The organism is Stenotrophomonas sp. 86156_Sma, from assembly GCF_056481625.1.
The window spans coordinates 3,158,987-3,180,719 of record NZ_CM151157.1 but is presented as its reverse complement, the minus strand read 5'-3'; the positions used below and the strand labels follow the sequence as shown (position 1 = coordinate 3,180,719).

The 21,733-nt window shown below is 64.8% G+C and carries 23 protein-coding genes; 5 read left to right on the top strand and 18 right to left on the bottom strand.

Annotated features, from left to right (window positions below; all coding sequences use genetic code 11):
* Positions 1-130 precede the first annotated feature (130 nt).
* Positions 131-2,884: a UvrD-helicase domain-containing protein gene (locus ACZK33_RS14780; protein ID WP_423174539.1), complete on the bottom strand. Its 2,754-nt coding sequence runs from the start codon at positions 2,882-2,884 to the stop codon at positions 131-133.
* Between the two features lie 163 nt (positions 2,885-3,047).
* Between ACZK33_RS14780 and ACZK33_RS14775 the strand changes: the two genes are divergently transcribed.
* On the top strand, positions 3,048-3,272 hold the full coding sequence (locus tag ACZK33_RS14775) for a hypothetical protein (protein WP_049463017.1): 225 nt from the start codon (positions 3,048-3,050) through the stop codon (positions 3,270-3,272).
* A 69-nt stretch (positions 3,273-3,341) separates the two neighbouring features.
* Here ACZK33_RS14775 and ACZK33_RS14770 read toward each other — a convergent pair whose 3' ends face one another.
* Both ACZK33_RS14770 and acuI read right to left on the bottom strand, forming a co-directional pair.
* Positions 3,342-3,674, bottom strand: coding sequence for a hypothetical protein (locus ACZK33_RS14770; RefSeq protein WP_423174511.1), 333 nt, complete (start codon positions 3,672-3,674; stop codon positions 3,342-3,344).
* Positions 3,675-3,790: 116 nt separating this feature from the next.
* A complete protein-coding gene (gene acuI / locus ACZK33_RS14765; protein WP_423174512.1) occupies positions 3,791-4,780 on the bottom strand; it encodes an acrylyl-CoA reductase (NADPH) in 990 nt (329 codons plus the stop codon).
* Between the two features lie 101 nt (positions 4,781-4,881).
* Between acuI and ACZK33_RS14760 the strand changes: the two genes are divergently transcribed.
* On the top strand, positions 4,882-5,229 hold the full coding sequence (locus ACZK33_RS14760; RefSeq protein ID WP_107431662.1) for a winged helix-turn-helix transcriptional regulator: 348 nt from the start codon (positions 4,882-4,884) through the stop codon (positions 5,227-5,229).
* 293 nt (positions 5,230-5,522) lie between these two features.
* On the opposite strand, the gene ACZK33_RS14755 is transcribed toward ACZK33_RS14760, so the two are convergent.
* The 8 genes from ACZK33_RS14755 to ACZK33_RS14720 form a co-directional block, all read right to left on the bottom strand.
* Complete coding sequence (locus ACZK33_RS14755; RefSeq protein WP_032128612.1) at positions 5,523-5,720, bottom strand: hypothetical protein; 198 nt, start codon at positions 5,718-5,720, stop codon at positions 5,523-5,525.
* 115 nt (positions 5,721-5,835) lie between these two features.
* Positions 5,836-6,213, bottom strand: a complete 378-nt coding sequence (locus ACZK33_RS14750) for an EF-hand domain-containing protein (RefSeq protein ID WP_423174513.1) — start codon at positions 6,211-6,213, stop codon at positions 5,836-5,838.
* Between the two features lie 27 nt (positions 6,214-6,240).
* On the bottom strand, positions 6,241-6,636 hold the full coding sequence (locus ACZK33_RS14745; protein ID WP_423174514.1) for a BA14K family protein: 396 nt from the start codon (positions 6,634-6,636) through the stop codon (positions 6,241-6,243).
* Positions 6,637-6,726: 90 nt separating this feature from the next.
* Positions 6,727-8,691: a MacB family efflux pump subunit gene (locus ACZK33_RS14740; protein WP_423174515.1), complete on the bottom strand. Its 1,965-nt coding sequence runs from the start codon at positions 8,689-8,691 to the stop codon at positions 6,727-6,729.
* Positions 8,688-9,878 carry an efflux RND transporter periplasmic adaptor subunit gene (locus tag ACZK33_RS14735; protein WP_423174516.1) on the bottom strand — a complete coding sequence of 397 codons (1,191 nt, stop codon included), beginning with the start codon at positions 9,876-9,878 and terminating at the stop codon, positions 8,688-8,690. Before ACZK33_RS14735 ends, ACZK33_RS14740 begins: the two co-directional genes overlap by 4 nt.
* 135 nt (positions 9,879-10,013) lie before the next feature.
* Positions 10,014-10,412 carry a hypothetical protein gene (locus ACZK33_RS14730; protein ID WP_423174517.1) on the bottom strand — a complete coding sequence of 133 codons (399 nt, stop codon included), beginning with the start codon at positions 10,410-10,412 and terminating at the stop codon, positions 10,014-10,016.
* A 341-nt stretch (positions 10,413-10,753) separates the two neighbouring features.
* The gene (locus ACZK33_RS14725) at positions 10,754-12,103 is read right to left on the bottom strand and encodes a sensor histidine kinase (RefSeq protein WP_423174518.1); all 1,350 of its coding nucleotides are present in this window, start codon (positions 12,101-12,103) and stop codon (positions 10,754-10,756) included.
* Positions 12,103-12,777, bottom strand: coding sequence for a response regulator transcription factor (locus ACZK33_RS14720; protein ID WP_423174519.1), 675 nt, complete (start codon positions 12,775-12,777; stop codon positions 12,103-12,105). The genes ACZK33_RS14725 and ACZK33_RS14720 overlap by 1 nt, the downstream gene beginning before the upstream one ends.
* A gap of 208 nt (positions 12,778-12,985) precedes the next feature.
* Between ACZK33_RS14720 and ACZK33_RS14715 the strand changes: the two genes are divergently transcribed.
* Positions 12,986-13,267 carry a hypothetical protein gene (locus ACZK33_RS14715; protein WP_071227584.1) on the top strand — a complete coding sequence of 94 codons (282 nt, stop codon included), beginning with the start codon at positions 12,986-12,988 and terminating at the stop codon, positions 13,265-13,267.
* A gap of 57 nt (positions 13,268-13,324) precedes the next feature.
* On the opposite strand, the gene ACZK33_RS14710 is transcribed toward ACZK33_RS14715, so the two are convergent.
* Both ACZK33_RS14710 and ACZK33_RS14705 read right to left on the bottom strand, forming a co-directional pair.
* Positions 13,325-15,466 carry a TonB-dependent siderophore receptor gene (locus ACZK33_RS14710; RefSeq protein ID WP_423174520.1) on the bottom strand — a complete coding sequence of 714 codons (2,142 nt, stop codon included), beginning with the start codon at positions 15,464-15,466 and terminating at the stop codon, positions 13,325-13,327.
* A 73-nt stretch (positions 15,467-15,539) separates the two neighbouring features.
* A complete protein-coding gene (locus tag ACZK33_RS14705; protein WP_423174521.1) occupies positions 15,540-16,184 on the bottom strand; it encodes a TetR/AcrR family transcriptional regulator in 645 nt (214 codons plus the stop codon).
* 82 nt (positions 16,185-16,266) lie between these two features.
* Here ACZK33_RS14705 and ACZK33_RS14700 point away from each other — a divergent pair, with 82 nt between their 5' ends.
* The gene (locus ACZK33_RS14700; protein WP_049398238.1) at positions 16,267-17,796 is read left to right on the top strand and encodes an FAD-dependent monooxygenase; all 1,530 of its coding nucleotides are present in this window, start codon (positions 16,267-16,269) and stop codon (positions 17,794-17,796) included.
* Between the two features lie 51 nt (positions 17,797-17,847).
* On the opposite strand, the gene ACZK33_RS14695 is transcribed toward ACZK33_RS14700, so the two are convergent.
* From ACZK33_RS14695 to ACZK33_RS14675, 5 genes are all read right to left on the bottom strand, one after another.
* The gene (locus ACZK33_RS14695; protein WP_032128602.1) at positions 17,848-18,093 is read right to left on the bottom strand and encodes a hypothetical protein; all 246 of its coding nucleotides are present in this window, start codon (positions 18,091-18,093) and stop codon (positions 17,848-17,850) included.
* 125 nt (positions 18,094-18,218) lie between these two features.
* Positions 18,219-18,488 (bottom strand): hypothetical protein, encoded by a 270-nt coding sequence (locus ACZK33_RS14690; RefSeq protein ID WP_164080302.1) that lies wholly within the window; start codon positions 18,486-18,488, stop codon positions 18,219-18,221.
* An 86-nt stretch (positions 18,489-18,574) separates the two neighbouring features.
* Complete coding sequence (locus ACZK33_RS14685) at positions 18,575-19,219, bottom strand: hypothetical protein (protein WP_154352855.1); 645 nt, start codon at positions 19,217-19,219, stop codon at positions 18,575-18,577.
* Positions 19,220-19,352: 133 nt separating this feature from the next.
* On the bottom strand, positions 19,353-19,829 hold the full coding sequence (locus tag ACZK33_RS14680; protein ID WP_049398236.1) for a hypothetical protein: 477 nt from the start codon (positions 19,827-19,829) through the stop codon (positions 19,353-19,355).
* Between the two features lie 93 nt (positions 19,830-19,922).
* Positions 19,923-21,161, bottom strand: coding sequence for an NADH:flavin oxidoreductase/NADH oxidase family protein (locus ACZK33_RS14675; protein ID WP_423174522.1), 1,239 nt, complete (start codon positions 21,159-21,161; stop codon positions 19,923-19,925).
* A gap of 89 nt (positions 21,162-21,250) precedes the next feature.
* Here ACZK33_RS14675 and ACZK33_RS14670 point away from each other — a divergent pair, with 89 nt between their 5' ends.
* The gene (locus tag ACZK33_RS14670) at positions 21,251-21,730 is read left to right on the top strand and encodes a MerR family transcriptional regulator (RefSeq protein WP_107431649.1); all 480 of its coding nucleotides are present in this window, start codon (positions 21,251-21,253) and stop codon (positions 21,728-21,730) included.
* The last annotated feature ends 3 nt before the right edge of the window (positions 21,731-21,733 follow it).

Below are 21,733 nucleotides of genomic sequence, written 5' to 3'. Positions count from 1 at the left end.
GCCAGAATCATGAAATGGCCCCTGGGAACAGGGGCCTTTTTTCTGCCTCCGCAGCTGCTGTGCAGCCATCGAACCATCAGGCCAGCTTGCACGGCTTGGTATGGGCGCATATGGGTTCAGCTGAACGCGCTTACCCGCGACGCCCACCCTTCGGCTTGTTGTGGCACAACGGGTAACTGGAGCACGACCGGAACGCCCCATGCGGCCCATTGCGGTCCACAAACACGCCCACCTTGCACACTGGGCAGCGTTCTTCATTGATGGCCGCGCCTGAAATTGCGGTCACTTTCACTGCCCCGTCCTTCACCAGCTCGTCCAGGAACGGCGAGCGCTTCCCCTGCAGGGTGAACATGGCCACCGACCGTCGCGCCCGCGTCAGCGCGACATAGAACAACCGCCGTTCTTCGCTCAGTGGGTAGGTATCCCCATCCGGCATTGCCAGCGAAAGCACCGGGTCATCCGCGCGCAGGCTCGGGAAGCTGCGGTTGATCATGCCCGGCAGGATCACGTAGTCCGCTTCGCGCCCCTTCGATCGATGTGCGGTCAGGAATTCGACCTCCATCGTGCTGCCGAAGGCTGTCTTCCAATCCAAAGGCATCGCGCTGCGATCGGCGCGATAGCGCCCCAGGATGAAGACCGTCACGCGTCCGTTGCGCCCTTGCGGCACCGCCCCGGACAACAACTGCTGATGCAGCTTGGCGAGGTACTGGCGAACGCCATCCTGCACCTCCTCACGCCGATTCATCTGGAACGCCTGCAGCACCGGGCCCATGGCCGTTGCAGCTGAGCGAACTGCTTTGGCGATCTGCGCGGGGTTGCGGCTGATGAAGCGGCTGGACACATCGCAGAGCGCCTGTGGGCAGCGGAACATCTGTTCCAGTTTCAGCACCTGGCCATGGCCCATCCACTCGCGGAATCCGGTCATCACCGAAACGTCGGCCCCGGCGAAGCGGTTGATCGATTGCCAGTCATCGCCCACCGCAAACAGATGGCGGCCCGGTTGGCTGACCAGCGCACGGCAGAGGCGTGCGCGGGCGCGCGAAGCGTCCTGGAATTCATCGGCCATCACCAGATCGTAAGGCGATTCGTAGCGGCCCTGTTCCAGCAGTCCAGCGGCCATATTGAGCATGTCCTCGAAGTCGATGCCACGCTCGTCAGCCAGCGCGTTGTCCCAGGCCTGGAAGACCGGCCCGGCGATTTCCAGGAAGCGACGGTGCCGCTCCTTGAACTGGTCTTCGGGCATCTGCCGCAGGCGTGCGGCCATATCGTCCAGCGTCAGGCAGTTGCTCTTGGCGTGGGCAATGAAGGTGCGCATCAAGCCGATCAGGTCCGCATCGGGCATCGGCTTGGCGCCCTGATCGGGCAGCTCGCGGTCCGGGTTCGGGTCGAGCTCGATGTCGCACTCGCCAAGCTTCTCTGCGAGATCCAGCAGGGCATGCCCGCTGCGCAGGCCAAAGGATGTCGTCTCGACAAGGGCCGTGCCGCGCGCCACATGCTGCTGGCGCTTCCAGTGCATCCCTTCGCTGTAGTTGGCAAAGTGCTTCGGCGGCTGGCCATCGGTATCCAGCGCAAAGTGCTCGTGATACAGCCCGGCGTCCGGATAGTAGAAGTCCGGGCGATACTGGCGATGGGTGTCTGTCGCGGTATCGAACTCGTAGCGCCGCTCGTAGTCGTACGTCACGCCGTTGTAGAAGAGCCAGTCGGCGATCACGCACTCTTCCAGGCTCTTCACCCGTTCCCCCTGCAGGGTGCGGATGTAGGGCGTGCCATCGCGGTCGTAGCCGTCGGCCTCCATTTCCGCGCCGAATGGCGGCAGGTCACGCCCGAACACCAGGCGGAACATATCCCACTGGGTGCGGAAGTGGGTCGAGCGATCCTTCAGATCGTCTACCAGTTCGGCCAGCTTGTTGAAGCCCAGAGTGGCGTCAGTGGTCCATTCGGGGATGTCGGGCTTGCGTCCGGTGGCCTTGGCGACGATGGCCAGGCCGAGGGCGTGGAAGGTCCGGGCTTCAACCACGGTGTCGCCCATGCCGAGCCGGTCGAAGCATCGCTGCGCGCGCTCTTCAAGCTCCCTGGCGGCGTCCTTGTTGAAGGCGAGCATCACGATCCGTTCGGGTTCGACAAAGCCGCGATCAATGGCATAAGCGGCCTTGGCGACCATGGTGGAGGTCTTGCCAGAGCCAGCGGAGGCGACGACCTGCACGCGGTTGTCGAAACAGATGACGGCGCGGACCTGTTCGTCGGTCAGCGGCTTGCTCTCGACCCGGTCCAGGAAATCCTTGGCCAGTACCCGTTCGCGCGCTGCCATGGTTGCGTTGGCGTCGGCCCACGCCTCGGGCCAGTCCAGCTGCCAGTCGCCCAGGGCGTCCAGTGCTGCACGGTGGCTGGGCGAATGCAGGTCCTCGTGCACATCCTCATCCAGGAACAATTGTTCCAGCTCGCGCGGCGGGAGCGGCAGGGCGGGGCGACCGGCCAGCAGTGCCTGCTGTTGTTCGTGCGTGATCCAGCGGCGGCCGGTGCTGCCCCGGTCGATGAGGGCATCTGCTTCGGCCAGCCACGACTGGATCTGCTCCACAATCGTGTCGAACAGTGCCTTGCGCCCGCGCGTGGTACCCGCAAAGCGCACCTGCTGCAGCGCTGCCGCAAGCCGGGAAGCCTGGCTGTTGGACAGTCCATCCATGGTCAGCACGCCGTCGCCCTGGGTCTGCAGGACGACCTTGGCCCAGAAGAGTCCAGGGATGACCTGCACGCGCTCGTCGTCAGCCACGTGTTGCCGGTACTGGCGACCTTCAATCAAAAGCTCAACATGTTCGCCGTCAAGTCGCAGCCACCAGTTCGGCGAGCGGGTCACACGTAGGCCCCAGCCCGAGGGGCGCCATTCCATAGACATCCAGATACTGCCTTGCGTACGTCAACTGGGCTTGCAGAGCCCTTACCCCTCCATGATAAGGGGCCTTGACCACGCGCGTGGCCTTTCGCTTCATGGTCGGCCGTGCGACCGGTTTCATTGACGTGGGCGAAGGCCGTTGCCAGCATGAAGCCTGTGGATGTGGACGCCGATCATGGAAATCGACTGGAACAGTGTGGGTACCTTGAAGCACACCGTCGGCGGCTACGATATCCGCACGGATGCACTGAAGATTCTGGTGACCGCTGCAATGCAGGGGCACGAAGGTGATGCCTCGCAGATGCGCATCGAAATGGAGGACGGCGTCGTGTTTCTGCCAGACGAGATCAGGCGCCTGGCACTGGCGCGGAGTCGCATCCGCTAGCCTCGCCGATTGGCACTGGACCTGGTTGCCCTGCGGCAGCTCCAGGTGCCAGCACCTGCCGGCACGGAATCACTCGTAGACGCGGTCCTGCCTTGTTGGAGGCACCTCAACCAGGTCTCTCCGCCGGATCAGCTCATCCAGATCCACTGCCGATGCCGCCAATGACTCCTGCGCATCGAAATCCCATTTGTTCCTGTACTCACGCGCCAGGAGATCGCAGACCGCCTTGGCGCGTTGGTAGGCATCGCTCTTCGCGTCATCCTGCATCAGCTCATCGCGATGGATCTGGCAGAGCATCAGCTGATGTGCGTCTTCGCCGCGCTCGCGCTCCCAGGCAATGTCGGGCAGGCCGGAAAGAGCGGTCGCAAGTGCGAGTGCAGTCATTGACATGGCGGTGTCCACAGTCGGCGGAAACCTGAGCGTATGCGAGCAGCAGTGGCAAACGGCCACTGCCGCACGCATGGTTTCACGGCGTGTTCACCATTCGTTGCCGGATGGAATCCGCTGGGGAGGCTTCCTCAGGCATTCACATCCACCACTATCCGCCCACGCACCTTGCCCGGAATGATCTGCTCGTAAACCTCAAGCACGTCGGCAAGCCCAATCAGCTGCACCGTGCTTTCAAGCTTCTGCGGATCCAGGTCGGTGGCAAGCCGGTCCCACGCACGCTGGCGAACGTCCTGCGGCGCATTCACCGAATCCACGCCTGCGAGGGTTACGTTGCGCAGGATGAAAGGCAGCACCGAGCCGTGCAGCGCATCGCTCTGCGCCAGGCCGCAGGCGGCGATGGCGCCACGGTATTTCGTTTCGGCAATGGCGTTGACGAGGGTAGGACCGCCGGCCACATCCACCACGCCGGCCCAGCGTTCGGCGCTCACCGGCCGGTCACGTGGTTCCGAAAGCTGCGCGCGGTCGATGATTTCGCTCGCACCCAGGTTGTGCAGATACTCAGCATGCTCCGGGCGCCCGGTGGCGGCCACCACGCGATAGCCCAGCTTTGAAAGGATCGCCACCGCAATCGAGCCGACACCGCCGTTGGCGCCGGTCACCAGCACATCGCCCTTGTCGGGCGTCACGCCGGCATGTTCCAGGGCCAGCACGCACAGCATGGCGGTATAGCCCGCGGTGCCGATGGCCATGGCGTCGCGGGTGCTCAGGTTGCCGGGAATCCGGTTGAGCCATTCGCCGCGCACACGGGCGCGCTGTGCCAGGCCGCCGTGGTGACTCATGCTCAGGCCCCAGCCATTGAGCACAACGCGGTCGCCTGGCTTGAAGTCGGCCCTGCTGGATTCCAGCACCACGCCTGCCAGATCGATGCCGGGAATGAGCGGGAACGTCCGGATGACCGGGCTCTTGCCGGTGAGGGCAAGCGCATCCTTGTAGTTGAGCGTGGAGTACTCGACCTGCACCAGGACGTCACCGTCCATCAGGTCGGCCTCATCGAAATCGATCAGTTCGGTCGAAACCTGGTTGTTCGTCTTGCGGGCGAGCAGTGCTTTGAACGTCATGGAGGGGCTCACATTCAAGGAATGGGGCCATGCTAGGCTCGCACCGCTATTGCAACAAGAACGATGATTTTCCGTAGGTACTATGGTTTTCCGGAGTATGCATGCGTAGCAAGCGTTGGGATGGCAAGAGCGGTTGCGCCGTGGAGGTCACGCTGTCGGTCATGGGTGGCGTGTGGAAGCCTGTCATCCTCTTTCACCTGATGACCGGCAAGCGTCGCTTCATGGAGCTGACGCGGCGGGTGCCCAATGCCACCCAGTCCATGCTGACCAGCCAGCTGCGGGAGCTGGAAGCTGATGGGGTGGTGATCCGCCATGTCTATGCAGAGGTCCCACCGAAGGTCGAGTACGAGCTGTCCGAATTCGGGCGCACGCTGGTGCCGGTGCTGCTGGCCATGCGCGAGTGGGGCGAAACCTATCGCGGCCATAGAAGCACGGATAGCGATAGCTGAGGTCTGAAGCGTAGCGCCGAGTGTGGTCGACATGGCCCGCGCACCCCGCAGCGTTTCGGAGGCCATAGCAATCGCGGTAGTGCAGGAGGCAGCGCATGTGGGGCGCAGCCTCGCTTCGTGAAGGGCGGCGAGCAGGATATCGAAATGCAGGCGCGCGAAAATAACGCGATGCGGATGGGATGAAATCAATCCGCCCATCGCGTATGGAACCTTTTCAGTAGTAAGGGGCAGCGCCTGGCAGCCAATGCCAGCCCCCGAAATGGGGGCCAGCACACATCACGGCAGTGCGTGACTTACGGGATGGTGCAGCCGCTGTTCCGCAGGCAGCGGGCAAAAGCCGGGTAGCACACCTTCTCGCCATTGCCCGCTGCGAGGCAGGCCTCGTAGGCGGTGTAGCACGGGGTACAGCGGGACTGCGCGGAGGCACTGCCGATTCCCAGGGTCAGTGCAGCAGCCGCAATAGCAACAGACAGCTTGAATCCAATCTTCATGCTTCACTCCGTTGATAGCCCTCCTTGGGCACCTCGGAGGCTAACGTGGGAAGAGGGTGTATTCAACCCGCACCGAGCCCGGATGGGTATCCATCTTCAGCGCCCCGCCCTGGATTTACTTTGATGGTGCGTCTGCAGTCTGAGCGGCAACCATGGCCTGTTGCATTTCCTTCAGCGACAGATAGCCATCACCATCGGTGTCCAGGCCCGCGAAGTACTTCGCGATCTCCGGCACCACGTTGGCTTCCTCCTTGCTGATCCTGCCGTCTTTGTTCCTGTCCATCGCGGAAAACGCGGCGTCGATGGAATCGGCCTGCTTGCTGAAACGTTCCTGCTGAAATGTCGCGTACTCTGTCTTGTCGACGCGTCCGTCGTTGTTGGCATCCATGGCGGTGAATGTGGCGTCGATGTAGGCCTGCTTCGGGTCGGCCGGTGAGGCCTGGGCCAGCAACGGAGCAGCGCACAGCGCGATCAATAGAGTGATCCTGGTCATGGGTGGTTTTTCCTTGAGAGATACAAGTCAGCGGCAGGGATAGGTGTAGCCGTCGGCGCCGCGATAGGTGTCGTTGCGGCGGTCGTAGTTGCCGTAGCGGTTCATGCAGTAGTCGGCGCGCTCGCGGGTCTCACGCTCACGTTTGGCGGCAGCGGCAATCACGCCGGCCACCACCGCTGCACCTACCACGCCCACCACGACACCGGCGGTCTTGGCATCGTGCCGGCGCTCGCGTTCGCGCTCATGATTCCGCTCACGTTCGCGCCGTTCCCATGCGTCGCGCTCCCGATCGCGGTAGTCCTGGTTCCACTGCGGGTTGTGGCGGTCGCCACGCTGCGCATGGGCGTCGCCGGCGTACGGCATCAACACCAGCTGCGCAGCGACCGCCAGAATCAACGCGGTTCTTCCTGTCTTCAGAAACATCGTCCAGCTCCTGTGCGGACATCGTTGGTAGCCGTAGTACACCCTGCAGACATTGCGCGAACCTGCCGTCAGGGCGAGCAATTGCAGCGGCTATCGAACCAGCGCCTCCACAGGATCCAGCTGTGCGGCACGGCGTGCCGGCAGGAAGCCGAAACCAACGCCGATCAGGCTGGAACACACGAATGCAGCCAGAATCGAATTGACGGAGAACACCAGGCTGAAGCCCGCATCGGCCAGCTCCATCACCGCGCCCAGCGCCAGCGCCACGCCGATGCCGAGCACGCCACCGAGCAGGCAGACCAGCACCGATTCGATCAGGAACTGCTGCAGGATGTCGCTGCGTCGCGCGCCCACCGCCATGCGCACGCCGATCTCGCGGGTTCGCTCGGTCACCGAGACCAGCATGATGTTCATCACCCCGATCCCGCCCACCACCAGTGCGATGGCAGCGATGGAGCTGATCATCATGGTCAGGATGCCAGTGGTCTGTTCAATGGATCTACGGATCTGCGCGTTGTTGCTCATGTAGAAATCGGTGCTGCCGTGGCGGCGAGTCAGCAGTCGCGCGATGGCCTGCTCGGCCGCTTCCATGCTGATCGCATCCGAGACGCGCACGGTGATGCTGGAGACGTGGCTCTGCCCCAGTACGCGCGCCATCGCGGTGGTGTAGGGCAGCCATACCCGCAGCAGCGATGCATCACCGGCCGCACCGGCGTCCTTCTTCACCACACCCACCACGCGCACCGGGACATTGCCCAGCAGCAGGGTCTGCCCGATCGGGTTGTCGGTCGCGGCGAAGAAGCGTGCGCGGGTATTGGCGTCGATCACCACCACCTGCTGGTAGCCGGCCACGCCGGGGGGACCGAAGAAGGCGCCCTCGCCGAGCTTCAGGCCATGCACGCGAAAGTACTGCTCGCTGACGCCCTGCACCTGCACACTGGCAGAGCGATTGCCGCGCAGGGCGGTGCCGCTGGTGGCAACACCCGGGGTGGCGCTGTCCACGAATGGCTGCCGGGCCAGGGCCACGCTGTCGCCGGGGGTGAGTGTTTCCACCCGCGCCGAGTGCAGGTCGCCAAAACCGGAACCGGGATAGATCTCGATGGTGTTGGTACCCAACGAGGAGATGTTGGACAGGATGGCCTGCCGTGCACCGGTGCCCAGTGCTACCACCGCCACGACCGAAGCAATGCCGATGATGATTCCGAGCATGGTCAGGAAGGTGCGCATGCGGTGGGCGTTCATCGCGCGCAGTGCCATGCGGAAGGCTTCAGCGAACCGGTCTCGCCAGACCTGCCAGCCGCTGCTACCCACGGATTGGGGCGCGGCTGGCGTCGCCACGCCCGCTGCCAGAGCTGTACCGGTTGCACGATCATCCACGATCCGCCCATCGCGGATTTCGATGATGCGCTGCGCATGCTCGGCCACGGCCATGTCATGCGTGACCAACACCACAGTATGGCCCTCGGCGTGCAGCTCGCCGAGGATCTTCATCACCTCTTTTCCGGAATGCGTATCCAGCGCACCCGTGGGTTCGTCGGCGAAGATCACCGCGCCACCATTCATCAGCGCACGCGCAATCGAAACGCGTTGCTGCTGGCCGCCCGAGAGCTCGCCAGGGAGATGCTGCATGCGCTCGCCCAGACCCAGCCGCGACAGCAGGGTGGCTGCCCGTGCATGGCGTGCTTCGGCAGGCATGCCGGCGTAGATCGCAGGCACCTCCACATTGCTCAGTGCAGTCAGATCGGTCAGCAGGTGATAGCGCTGGAAGATGAAGCCGAAGTGCTCGCGGCGTAGTTCGGCCAGTTCATCAGGCGACATCTGCGCGGTCTCGCGCCCGGCGATCTGATAGACGCCGGCGGAAGGGCGATCCAGGCAACCCAGGATGTTCATCAGCGTGGACTTGCCTGAACCGGATTGGCCTACGATGGCCACCAGTTCACCTGCGTGAATATCCAGGTCGATGCCGTCGAGTACCACCAGTGTCTGCTCGCCTGCGGCAAATTCACGGCGTACGCCGCGAACGCGCAGCAGTGGCTCGGTCATGGTCGTACTCATTTGGGTTGCGCGGATGCGCTGGTGGCTTCGTCGTTGGTCTGCGCAAGCACGACCTGTTCGCCTTCATTCAGCCCGTCGCGTACTTCCACCTGGATCTGGTCATCCAGCCCGGTGGTGATGCGCCGCGTGCTGGCGCGGCCGTCGGCACCACGGACCTGCACGCTGTAGCTGCCATCGACGGCGCGCGCACCCAATGCGGCCGAGGGAATGGTCAGTACATCGTTGGCGCGGCCCAGCACGATGCGAACCAGCGCGGTCATGTAGCTGCGCAGGCGGCCATCGGCGTTGTCCACGTCGAACTGGCCGTTGTAGTACATGGCCGTGCGGCTGCCACCCGACACCGCCGGTGCGGCGAGGCTGGAACTGTCTTCGTTGGTGATCGATTCCGGTGCTGGTGCTATGTCCCGAAGCCTGCTGCTGTAGCGGCGGCCGGCATCACCAAGGATGGTGAAGAACGCCTCCTGCCCAACAGCGGTGTGTACGACGTCAGCCTCGGAGATCTCGGCGTACACCGTCATCACGTCCTGATTGCCCAGCATCACGATGGTCGGTGCGCTCTGCACCGCATTCACGGTCTGCCCCTGGCGCGCGACCACGGCCAGTACGGTGCCGTCGGTGGGGGCGGTGATGCGGGTGTACTCGAGATTGGTCTGCGCGACATCGACGTCGGTCTGTCGGCGCGCAACTTCACCGTCCAACGCGGCGATCTGTTCACGGGTGGCGTCGACCTTGGCCTTGGCTGTATCGAAGTCGGCGCGGGCAACCAGTTGCACGGCAGCCAGTTGCTGCTGCCGATGCAGTGTCAACTCGAACTGGCGCAGGTCGGTGGCCAGTGCATCGCGGTTGGCGCGCGCGGTGCGCTGTGCGGCCTGCGCGCTCAGCAATGCATTGCGCTGCGTGCGCGAATCGATATCGGCGATGGGATCGCCGGCTTTCACTTTGTCGCCCAGTTTCACATGCAGGGTGTCGATGCGGCCGGAGACCTGCGCACCCACGCTGACCAGCCGCGAGGGCTTCAGCGTGCCAGTGGCTTCCACCACCTGTTCGATGTTGCCGCGAACGACCGGCGCAACCTGCAGGTTCGGAGGTGGTGCGGGCCGCAACCATGCAAACAGAATCAGCGCGCTGCACAGCAGGGCGGCAGCAATCATGAGCGCCCGGCGGCGCTTGCGTGGTGCGGCGCTCATCGTCGCAGCATCCAGTAGAGACAGGTCATCGCGGGTCCTCGCGGCAGAAGAGACACACGTCTGGCGTGGCAGACGGGGTTGGCCGTCGAGTCTCGATGCGCTGGGTTGCGTGAACCTTGCGGGGCTATCGCTGTGTCAGCGTGCGGCAAGAAGGGCGAGCAATGCTACGGCGATGAACTGCAGGGCGCTACCGAGAACCAGCAGTGCATTGCGCAGCCGGTGACCTGACAATCGCGCACCGAAGAGTTGACTCACCGCGCCGGCCAACAACCAGAAGAATGCTGGAACAGGCAGCTTCGTCATTCCTGCACCGATGGCGATCAGCAGCGCGCTGGCAATCATTATCCCAGCGGCATGACCATCCAGAGCGCGCAGCAGTGGTGACATCGGGCGCGAGGTTGCCGCGCGCCATGCCGCCAACCCATGCAGCGCGGCATGCACGGCAACGAACAGGAGCACGGCAGCGGCCGCCGCTGCACTCGCGTGCCTATACGTTGAAGCCACCAGTGCAATGCCGGGCAGCAGCAGGAACAAGGCGCCGAACAACCGCATCAATACACCTGCGCGCTCGGTTTCGGGAACTGCCCGCAGCCAATGCGGCCAATGTTCCAGGCCGAGTGCGCGGCCAGTGCGTGGGCGGCGATTCCATGCGGCAGCGGTAAGGCCCGGCGAATTCCGCGGTGGCACAGTGCGCGTGGAAGAGGACGGTGGAGGAGCTCCTTGGGTCACATGCAGGCTTCCTGTCAGATCGGAACGCGGTGGCACGGCAGGTGCCACACCCCGATGCTCTGCAGCGAACATTGCCGCAACCTTGCCTGTCCTCGCTACCGGCTTCGCATGGACAGGTGCCAGTTACACAGGTGCATGCGGTGTGTTCAGTGCTCCAGCGGTGGCGCGCTGGTCACGCCCGGGTGCAGTGGAAACTCAACACGGATCAATGCACCACCGCCAGGCGCATCCAGAATCGTGACGTGGCCGCCGTGGCGGTCGATCACCTGGCGCACCAGGTTCAACCCCAGGCCTGCGCCTGTCTGCCGCGGCCGCAGCCGCTGGAAGGGTTCGAAAACCCGTTCGCGCTGGTCGACCGGTATGCCGGGGCCGTCGTCCTCGACCTCCAGGCAGCTGCCCTGAACGCGCACGATGATCTGGCGTCCGCCATGTTCGGCAGCATTCAGCACCAGGTTGGAGATTACCCGCTCCACTGCGCCGGTCTCGCCGAACACCGGGAAGTGCGATTCCACCGCCACGGCTAAGGTCTTGTCCGACTGGATCAACAGCGGCGCCAGATCGGCGGCCACCCGTTTGGCCACCCGCGCCAGGTTGATGGTTTCCTTCGGCCCGTCTTCGTCCATGCGGTGCAGATCCAGCAACTGCTCTGCCAGCGTCGCCAACCGTGCCACTTCCACGGCCAGGTTGCGCGAGGTGGCGTCGTCGGCCGCATCGACCTTCACCCTCAGAATCGCAATGGGGGTACGCAGCTCATGCGCGGCGGCGGCGATGAAGCGGCGTTGCCGCTCGTGCCCCTCGTCCAGCCGCTCCAGTGCTTCATTCACCGCCGTCACCAACGGAGCGATCTCCACCGGCACCGCGGTTTCTGTCAGGCGGACACCGCGGCGACTGGCGGAGATGTCGCGGGCTTCCTGGGCGATGCGCTCCACCCCGGCCAAAGCTCGTCTTACGATGATCGGTGTCAGGACGATGGTGGCCAGGCCCAGCAGCAGGAAGATCGGCAGGGTGATGATGTGTGCCGCCAACGCCATCTGCCAGGTCAGCGTATCGGTTTCGCCATGGGCCATGATGGTCAGCTTGCCGGCCGGCCCGCTGTGCTGGCGGACCACGACGGCCAGGCCATCGCTGCGGTCGCGCCCGCGCAGGTCGCCAAAGGGGATGCCATCCAGTGCGCCAACCAGCGAGGCATAGGCCGGCGGCACAGGCCCGAACGTAACGTGGTGGCCGTGCTCATCCTCGGCGATGAACCATGCACCGGGAACGACCTTCAGCAGTTCGGCCAGTTCCGGCGTGTTCTGCACGTAGAGTTCGCCGTTGCGGTCGCGGTGCACCGCGTCGGCCGCCACCGGCGCGAAGGTCTGGATGGTGTAGTAGCCACCGCTGTCGGCACGTATCAGCACCATCAGCAGCGCGAAGAACGCCACCAGCAACGCCAGCAGCTGATAGATCAGCGTCTTGACGATCAACGGGCGCTTCAGCGAGGGACGACGCGCCATTACTTGGCTTCCCGCATCAGATAGCCGACGCCGCGGATGGCGTGTATCTCTACTCCTGCATCGGCATCGGCCAGCTTGCGGCGAAGGCGCGAGACGTGCGAGTCGAGCGTGTTGGAATGGATGCCGTCATCGAATCCATACACCGCCATTTCAATCGACTCGCGCAGCACGGTGCGCCCCAGCCGCCGGGCCAACGCGGTCAGCACACGGATCTCGCGGCGCGGCAGCTCAAGCCGTTGCCCGCCCACACTGGCTTCACCCGATGCCGGGTCGAACACCAACCGGCCGATGCTGACCAGTTCCACCTGCATGCCGCTCGGCCGGCGCCCTGCAGCGCGGATGCGGGCGAACAGTTCCTCAAGTGCGAAGGGCTTGGTCAGATAGTCGTCCGCGCCCTCATCCAGGCCGGCGATGCGGTCCGGCAGCTGCCCCAGCGCGCTCAGCACGATGATCGGCACCCCTGGGTTGCGCTCACGCAGCAGGGAAATCAATCCCAGCCCGTCACCGTCGGGCAGGGTGCGGTCCAGCAGCACCAGATCGTGCGATCCGCACAGGGCCGATTCGCGGGCCAGTGCCAGCGTGTTGGCCAGGTCCACCACGTAGCGCTCGCGCTGCAGGGCGGATTTCAGGGTGGCGGCCAGTTCGGCTTCGTCTTCGATCAGCAGGATGTGCATCGGCAGGGCTTGGGCAGGAAGGGCGTGGCAGGGCGGTTCGGCACGCGCCGGCACCGTATTACAGGAACATTGCGTGAACATGGCGTGCCTTCCCGATCTTCCGCACGGCTGTGGTGACGCAGGAAACACGCTGTCGGCGCAAGGTTCGCGCAATCCAGGCACTCCAGCCTTGGCGGCCACTCGCTGCCCCCCAATCCCTGGAGTACCCATGAAGTTGTTCGTTCCGTTGTTGCTTGTGGCCGCGTTGGGTGGCTGTACCACCGCGAAGATGACCGTTACCCCTGATGGCCGGCGCGGCGTCTCCATCGACTGCAGCGGCTCCAGTTCCTGGAGTGGCTGCTACGAAAAGGCCGGACAGATGTGCCCAGGCGGCTATGTAGTCTTCAGCAAGGATGGCGACGACGGCAACGCCATCGCGGTGGGCAACAAGAACGGCTTCACCTCCACCCAGATGGCCACCCGCTCGATGCTGGTGGCCTGCTCGCACTGACACCCACAGGGGAGGTGGGTTGGCCACCTCCCCGTCATCACCGCTCCCAGCCCTGCGTCAGAAGCTGTAAGCGGCCTGCACGTACACCCGCCGCGGCTCACCCGGGAAATGCCCGTTGCGCGCGATGAAACCGCTGGCTGCATATACCTTGTCGAACAGGTTCTTGACGTTGGCCTGGAACTGCCACTGCTTCCATGTGGTCTTCCAGCTCATGTCGAACACGGTGTAAGCCTTGACCGTCTGCCCGTCCAGACTGACGCGCTCACCCACATGGTCAGCACCAAAGCCGATGGCCGAATTGATCGACGGCAGGTCGTAGCGCGTCCACATTCCCAGCTTGTTGCGCGGCGCATTGGCGAATCGGTCGCCGGAAGCGTTGGTGATGCCGTTCGGGCCTGCGTCCTTCACCCGCGCATCGTTGTAGGCGTAGGTCAGGTTCAGCACCCAGCGATCGGTCACGTCGGCCAGCAGGTCCAGCTCCATGCCGGTACTGCGTACCAGGCCCAGCGCGGCCAATTGGTTCACGCCACCGATCACTTCGCCGGTGGCCTGCACGATATTGCTGCGGTCGATCCGGTAGGCGGCCATGTTCAAGGTCACACGGTCGGCCAGCAGGGACTTCATGCCCACTTCCCACTGCTTGCTGCGTTCTGCATCGAACGGCCCGCCAGCGGCGGGGTTCTGGTTGGCAGCACTCTGCGGCACGAAACCACTGGCCACGTTGGCGTAGACATTCAGGCCCTCGCGCACGGTGAACGTGCTTCCCAGCCGCCAGCTGAGGTCGTTGCCGTCCACACTGCTGCCGGCAATGCGGTCGTCGTCCTTGAAGCCATCCCAGCGCAGCCCGGCCAGCACATGCCAGCGTGTGCCCAGTGCCAGCTCGTCCTGCAGATAGCCGCCATAGCGCTTGCTGCGGGTGGACGTGCTGCGCCAGGGCAGGGCCGCCAGGTTGTAGTCGTGCCAGGTACTGGCGCCATACACGGGATTGAACAGGTCGATACCGCGCACCGGCCCCGCACCACGGGCAAGGTCGGCGCTGCTGGCGGTCTGTGCAGTGAAATCCGCATCCAGCTGGTACACATCGGCACCGAACAACACCTTGTGCTCAACCGCGCCGGTCGTCACCCGCCAGACTGCATTGCCGTTGGCAGTGAATGCTTCGTTGTCGCGGATCTGGTTGCGCAGCTGGCGGGTCATCCACTCGGCCACGCCATCGCGGTCACGATCGATCAGGCCCATCGGCTCGTGGTACATCTGGTGCTCGTTGTTGCTGAACCAGCGAGCGGCGAAGTCCACATCCAGATTGTCGCGTGGTGCGAAGCGGTACTGCGCCAGCGCCACTTTGGCGCGCATGTCGAGGAAGTCGCTGGCCTCGTTGTGGTTCCAGCGGCGGTCGGTCAGGAAGGTGCCCGCATCATTCACCGGCACGCCGCGCAGGCGGTTGCCGCCGAGGTTCTGGGTGATGTCGGTGAACTGCAGCACCAGCTCGCCGGTCTGGCCGATGTCGAAGGCCAGCGAGGCGTCGCCGATCACGCTTTCGCTGTCGGTGTTCCAGCGCACGCCCTTTTCACTGTCGGCATACAGCCCGGCGCGATAGCGCACGCTGCCGGAGGCATTCAACGGCCCGGTACCCTCGATCGATCCGGCACGGAAGTTCTTGTCGCCCAGCTGGATCTCGATGTTGCGTCCGGCACTGGCTTTCGGTTTGCGGGTTACATAGTTGATGACGCCGCCTGCATCACCACCGCCATACAGCGCACCTGCCGGTCCCTTCAGCACTTCCACGCGCTCGATGTTGAACAACTGCGGGACCGAGAAACCTGCATACGGGTCGCCGCGCAGGCCGTCATACAGCACGTTCTCCTGGCGGAAGCCGCGCAGGGTCACCCCGGCATAGCTGAAGTAGCTGATGCCGCTGATGCTGCGATAGAGGTCGGTCACCTGACGCGCGGCCTGATCGTCGATCAGTTCACGCGGGATGACCTGGATCGATTGTGGGACCAGCTCCAGCGGTGTATCCGTGCGGGTGCCGACCGCAGCATCGTCCACCCGGTACAGGGTCTGTGCACGTCCGCGAACTTCGACCTTGTCCAGGTCCTTTGGCGCGGCAGTGGAGGGCTCGACAGCATGGGCAAGGGTTGCCAGGGGCAGGGTCAGTGCCAGGCACAGGGCGCGTTGCAGGGGCATTGGAAAAGGCATCGGGAGAGGGGGTGTGTCTGCAAATGAGAAAGATTAGCATTTGCAACACTTCGTGACCTATCCCCCGAATGCGTTATGGACGCGCGTCGGGGTCCGTATACGGGGTGCCCGCCAAGGCCACCAGTACCCCGGTGGCGCCGCGCACGATCAGCTGCAGCATGGCCTCACGCGGGTCCTCGCCCTGCAGTTGGCTTGCCAATCCCTTCTCATAGGCCGCCACCATCGACGCCAGCAGCATGGCCGCGCCCAATCGCGCTTCGGCGTCATGTTCTGGCCGGCCGGCAGCGTCGGCCATCAATCGCGCCAGGTCGTCAGTCAACTGCGCCTGCAGCCGTCGCGCGTGCGCGACCAGTACCGGGCTCTCCGCCACGGTGCCCCAAAAGGCGGCAGCGCCGGCATTGATGCGCAGCAGCGGATGGCCAGCCTCCAGCAACTCGCGCACCAGCGACTGGAAGGCCGCCAGCGGGGTCATGCCGCTGCGCGCCATCATGCCCTCGCGCAGCAGCATGCGCGCCTCCTCATCGCGATCGAACACCAGGTCTTCCTTGCTGGCGAAGTAGTTGAAGACCGTCTTGCGTGAGACGCCCGCGGCTTCGGCGATTTCGGACATGGAGACGGCCTCGAAGCCACGCCGGATGATCAGCTCGGTGGCGACGTCCGAAATCGCTTGTCGGGTCTCGGCCTTGCGTTGTTCGCGACGACCTGGAGGCGAGGTCATGGGCGGTTCACTTGTGGAAACGTACACCGAGTGTAACATCTGACCCGCCAGAGCGCCGACCCGGCGCTCACAAGGATTCCCCATGCTGTACGACGTCGTCATTGCCGGTGCTGGCCCGGTGGGCCTGTTCCTGTCCTGTGAACTGGCCCAGGCCGGGTGTTCAGTGCTGGTGCTGGAACAGGCCAGGTCCGCCGGTTCGCCGTTGAAGCGCTTGCCATTCGGGCTCCGCGGCTTGAACGCCCCTACGCTGGAGGCATTGGATCGGCGCGGCCTGTTGGACGCGGTCGCCGCGACACAGGTGCTCAAGCCCGAGAAGGGGGCGCCGCCGCCCGGCACCGCCCATTGGCTCGCTCAGCCGCGGGCGCTGGGCGGCCACTTCGCCGGAATACCGTTTGTCTTGGACGACGTCGACCGCACGCGCTGGACCTGGCGCCTGCCGTCACCGGTGGGCACCCAGATGGCGGTGGAGCTGCAGGCCCTGGAAACGGTGTTGGCCGAACGTGCGACCACGCTGGGCGTGCGCATCGAACGCGGGCGTGCGGTACAGGCGGTGCGCGCCGGTGCAACCGAAGTGGAGATCGAGACCGCTGACGGGGCGGTACGTGGTCGCTGGCTGGTAGGTTGCGATGGAGGCCGCAGCACAGTGCGCAAGCAATGCGGTTTCAGTTTCATCGGCACGGATCCCGAATTCACCGGTCATTCGCTGCAGGTCGATCTGGAAGATCCCGGCGTGCTGACCCCGGGCCGTCAGTACACCGCGCAGGGCATGTGCAATTTCAATCCCCCCGGTGTGCTCGCGCTTGCCGATTTCGATGGCGGTGCCGGGCATCGAAAACCTCTCGCGCTGGATGAAGCGCAATCGCTGCTGCGACGTGTGTCTGCCCGCGACGTGACCATCACCGCGCTGCATCTGCACAGCACCTGGACCGACGGTGCGCGCCAGGCCAGCGCCTATCGCAACGGCCGCGTGCTGCTGGCAGGCGACGCTGCGCACGTGCATTCCCCGTTGGGAGGGCAGGGCCTGAATCTGGGCATCGGCGATGCGATGAACCTGGGCTGGAAACTCGCCAGCGTGATACGCGGTGACGCTGACGTGGCGCTGCTGGACAGCTATCACGCGGAACGGCATCCAATTGGCGCCAACGTACTGGACTGGTCGCGCGCGCAGGTTGCGCTGATGCGTCCTGGAGCCGGTTCGCGCGCGTTGGCGGCGGTCATGGCCGATCTGGCCGGCACCCGCGATGGCGCCACCTATCTGGCCGAACGGGTCTGGGGCGTGTCGCAACAGCTCGATCTGGGCGATGGCCATCCATTGGCCGGTCGCAGCGTGCCGGACTTCCTGCTGGCCGATGGCCGCCGCATGGGAGAGGTGCTGAGGACGGGGCAGGGGGTGTTGCTTGTGCTCGATGAGAACGGCGCTTCGTACAACCCCGTCGACCGTTGGCGACAGCCGTTCACCCGCATTGCCTCGGCGGTGGACGATGCGCTCGGCCTGGGGGCGGTACTGGTGAGGCCCGATGGAATTGTCGCGTGGGCCTGCGATGCGGGAGGTGATCAGGCAGGGTTGCGCCAAGCGTTGCAGCGCGGGTTCGGACTTCCGGAGGCTGACTGACGTACAGGGCGGAGGCGGAGGCGCAGCCGATGTGGGCTGCGCCGGGTGCGGTTACAGATCCTTCTTCTTGCCGCTCAGGTCGATCGGCCTGTCACTGCCCTTGCGCTCGCTCGACCACACTTCCATGCTCTTGTTGCAGCGGCTCTCGCGGGCAGCCACTTCGCGCGGCAGGTCCTTCAGATGCGGCGACTCCTGGCAGGCCTGATGCATGTTGCTGTCGTCATAGGTTGCACAGGCGCTGAGCGAGGCCAGGGTGATGGCGGCGAGGGAGGTGCGGAGCAGGGGCTGTAGGTTCATGGGAGGGTCTCGGGTGGTGCCGGGCTGGCCATGGAATTCAAATCCGTGACACCGGGCGCAGACAATCCGACCAATCACACTTGTTATTCTATAACAGATGCGCGATAGTCCGGCGCCTGCTGCTGTCAGGCGACGCAGATGATCAGCATCATGCTCAGCGCCAGCATCAGCACGAATACGCGCCGGCTGAGCGCAAGGCAGGCCAGGCAGGCGGCCAGTGCCCAGGCAGCCAGCAGCGCGCAGGCCAGCAGCCACAGCCCGATCACAATCAAGGATCCGGTCGCCAGCGCCGACAACGCGATGGCCTTGTACAGAGCCACGCCCAACACGCTGCCGAGCACTCCCGCCTGCAGGGCAATGGCATCGTGATGTGCGGGGGCAGGCGCGTGAAGCATGGTGGCTGGATGGTTCCAAGCGTGAGCGGCGCGCGTACTGTGCCCGAATGCACATCCACGCCATGTGTACTTCGCCGACGACGTAATCAGTGACGGCGGCGCGACAGCAATAGCCCAATGCCCACCACGGGCACGATTCCAAGCATCGGTGCTTTGTACAACGGCCAGCCCTGCAGTACGCCCGTGATCACCAGTGCCGCCGTCGCCAGCAACAGGACCGCACCCCAAGCGCGTGCGGGCCAGGCACCGAAGAAGTGGCGACGTTGCGGAGCGGCGGCAGCATTGGCGGGCCGCTTCGCGAGAGCCTCTGCCAGCGCGTCCCGGAAGGTTGAGAATTCATGCGTCGATGCCCGTGTGCGCTGGAGCAGCACGCTCGGTCCATCGATCAGGGTCAGATCAACATGATCGTCCAGGTTGTAGGACCGGATCTGCTTGAACGGGAGAGGAGCACGGTGCTGGAATACCAGACGATCATGTTCCAGTGCCACCCGGTCCCGTCGAGGGGGATAGACAACGAAGGCGAGGATCAACGCCGACAGCGTGAAAACCGCTGCCGCACCCAGTGCGGTGAGAAGTCCAAGTTCGGGTGCGCGGGCGAACAGGAGTATTGCCAGTGGTACGGCCCCGATGGCAAACATGGCGTACTGGTGATAGCGCCTGAAGATGCGCACTTCACTGTCGATCTTCCGGGGCCGGGCGGGGAGGCGGGAGTGGGCGATGGGTAACTTCATGGACTGTGTTCGATCACGGCTTTCCGGCAAGAGAGGGTCGCGTCGCGTTGCAATGAAGTCCATGCAACTATTTCGAATCCACCCGTGCTGGACCTCTGTGTGAGTCCTCGTGCGCCTTCGCCCACGCATCTGCTCAGTCGAACTCACCCTCGGCCGATTCCAGCCGTTGCCGGTAGGCAGCGCGGTGCTGATACAGGCGCTGGCATTCGGCCGACCTGTGGATGCGGCTGCCGGGTTCGTTGGCTACCGAGTCGCACATCCGCGCAATATGGTTGTTCTCTGCCAGCTCGGTGACGAAGAACACGGCGGTGATGCCGGTACCGAGCAGCACCACGTAGAGCAGGCGGCTGAGCCAGCGCGACAGCTTGCGCTCGAAGTGCTGCTGGATGGTCAGGTCGAAGCGGATGATGCTGAGCACGATCCAGATGATCGCAACCAGGAAGCAGAGCGTGGGCAACAGGCCGCGCCAGAGCCCGGCCTCGTAGACCGATTCGTTGTAGTGGACAGCGGCCCCGGCACCGGCGATGGCGATGGCAAGTGCCCAGTTGCGGCCCAGCGAGAGCAGGTCATCGAGCAGCTTCTCGCGGTTCCTGGTTGATCCTGCTGCCACGTGGGTTCCATCTCCATGCTGCGACCGGCGGCGGACTGCCGCCGGCCCTGCAGATGGTGGAGCATCGCTGCGGCGATGAGAAGACCGTGCGGCTCAATGTGCGATGGCGCGGGCGCTGATCCAGCGCCGGTAGCGGCGGGTCCGACACTTTGCGGCCGCCTGTGCCAGCAGCAGTGCCCACGCCGGTGAAACCGTGGGTGCGGTGGGGCGGCGCCGGCTCAACCGGCCCAGCTGATACTTCACTGCGGCCATGTGCGCGCTGGCCGCCAGCGGCTTGCTGCGCCAGTTGATGTTGCGCAGCGTCGGCGCCGGGTCGCGGCCCTGCTGCCAGTGCTGTGGCAGATCTGGCTCGATCGCCAGTGCGGTGGCGATGCCGACCATGGCTATGCCGCTGGCCAGTACCTGTTCTGCCACCTCGCGGCGGCGGATGCCGCCGGTGACCATCAACGGCATCGTTGCCACCGTGGCGATCTCGCGTGCGAATTCGAGGAAGTACGCTTCGCGGGCCACGCTGCGATCGTCGCGTGCGGCGCCGGTCATGGCCGGTGCTTCATAGCTGCCGCCGGACAGCTCGACCAGATCCACACCGAGGGGGGCCAGCATCTCCACCACGGCGCGCGCATCCTCGGGCGAGAAACCGCCGCGCTGGAAATCGGCGGAATTGAGCTTCACCGCCACCACGAACGTGGGCGCCACCGCCGCGCGTACACCCTGCACGATCTCCAGCAGCAAGCGCGCACGGTTTTCCAGGCTGCCGCCCCAGTGGTCCTCGCGCCGGTTCGACAGCGGTGACAGGAACTGGCTGAGCAGGTAGCCGTGCGCGGCATGGATCTCCACGCCACTGAAACCGGCGCGCTCGGCCAGTTCGGCACTGCGGATGAAGCGCGCGATCACCGAGTCGATGTCGTCCTCGGTCATCGCCTTCGGCGGTGCGAACTGCTTGGACAGCGCGCCCATCTGCAATGCAACAGCCGACGGCGCGAGCGCGGGTTGACCGAGTGCGGCCGGCATCTGCCGCCCCGGGTGATTGATCTGCATCCACATCTGCGCACCCCGCGAGCGGGCAGTGTCCGCCCAGGCAGTGAAGCGGTCGAGGTGGCGGTCATCCTCCAGTACCACGCCGCCGGGCCCAGTCATGGCGCGCCCATCGACCATCACGTTGCCGGTGATGATCAGTCCGGCGCCGCCGTCGGCCCAGCGCTGGTACAACTGCAGCAGCGCTTCGGAGGGAGCGTGGTCGGCGTCGGCCATGTTTTCCTCCATCGCCGCCTTGGCGATGCGGTTGCGGATGACGGCACCGGAGGGTAGTGCCAGGGGCGAGAACAGCGACATCGGACAGCTCCAGGACAGGGGAATGGCGCTACGCTAACCTTCAAGTTTGATTGAAGGTCAACAGGCTTCCATGTCGAGGGTTCAGGCAGATGAAGATCGGTGAGCTGGCCCGCCGCACGGGCCTGGCAGCGTCGCGCATCCGCTTCTACGAAGAGGCCGGGTTGCTGGTGGTCCAGCGCCAGGCCAACGGCTACCGCGATTATCCGGAGCAGGCGGTGCTGCTGCTGGAGCTGATCACCGGTGCGCAGCGCGCCGGTTTCAGCCTGGAAGAGATCCGCGCGCTGTTGCCGCCGGACATGGGCCAGTGGCAGCACGAGGCACTGATCACGATGCTGCAGCAGAAAGTGGCCGACATCGAGGCGCTGCAGTTGCGGCTGGCACAGAGCCGGGCGCATCTGCTGGCCCTTATCGAGGACATCCAGGCGCGGCCGGAGGGCATCGACTGCGCGGCCAACTCGCGGCGGGTGCTGGACCGCGTGCAGCGCGGTGAGTTGGCGCGACCGACGCTGGCGGCCGGCGATACCGCGTTGTTGCGTCCGGATCGCCGCCGCCGCACGGGCAACGGCTGACGA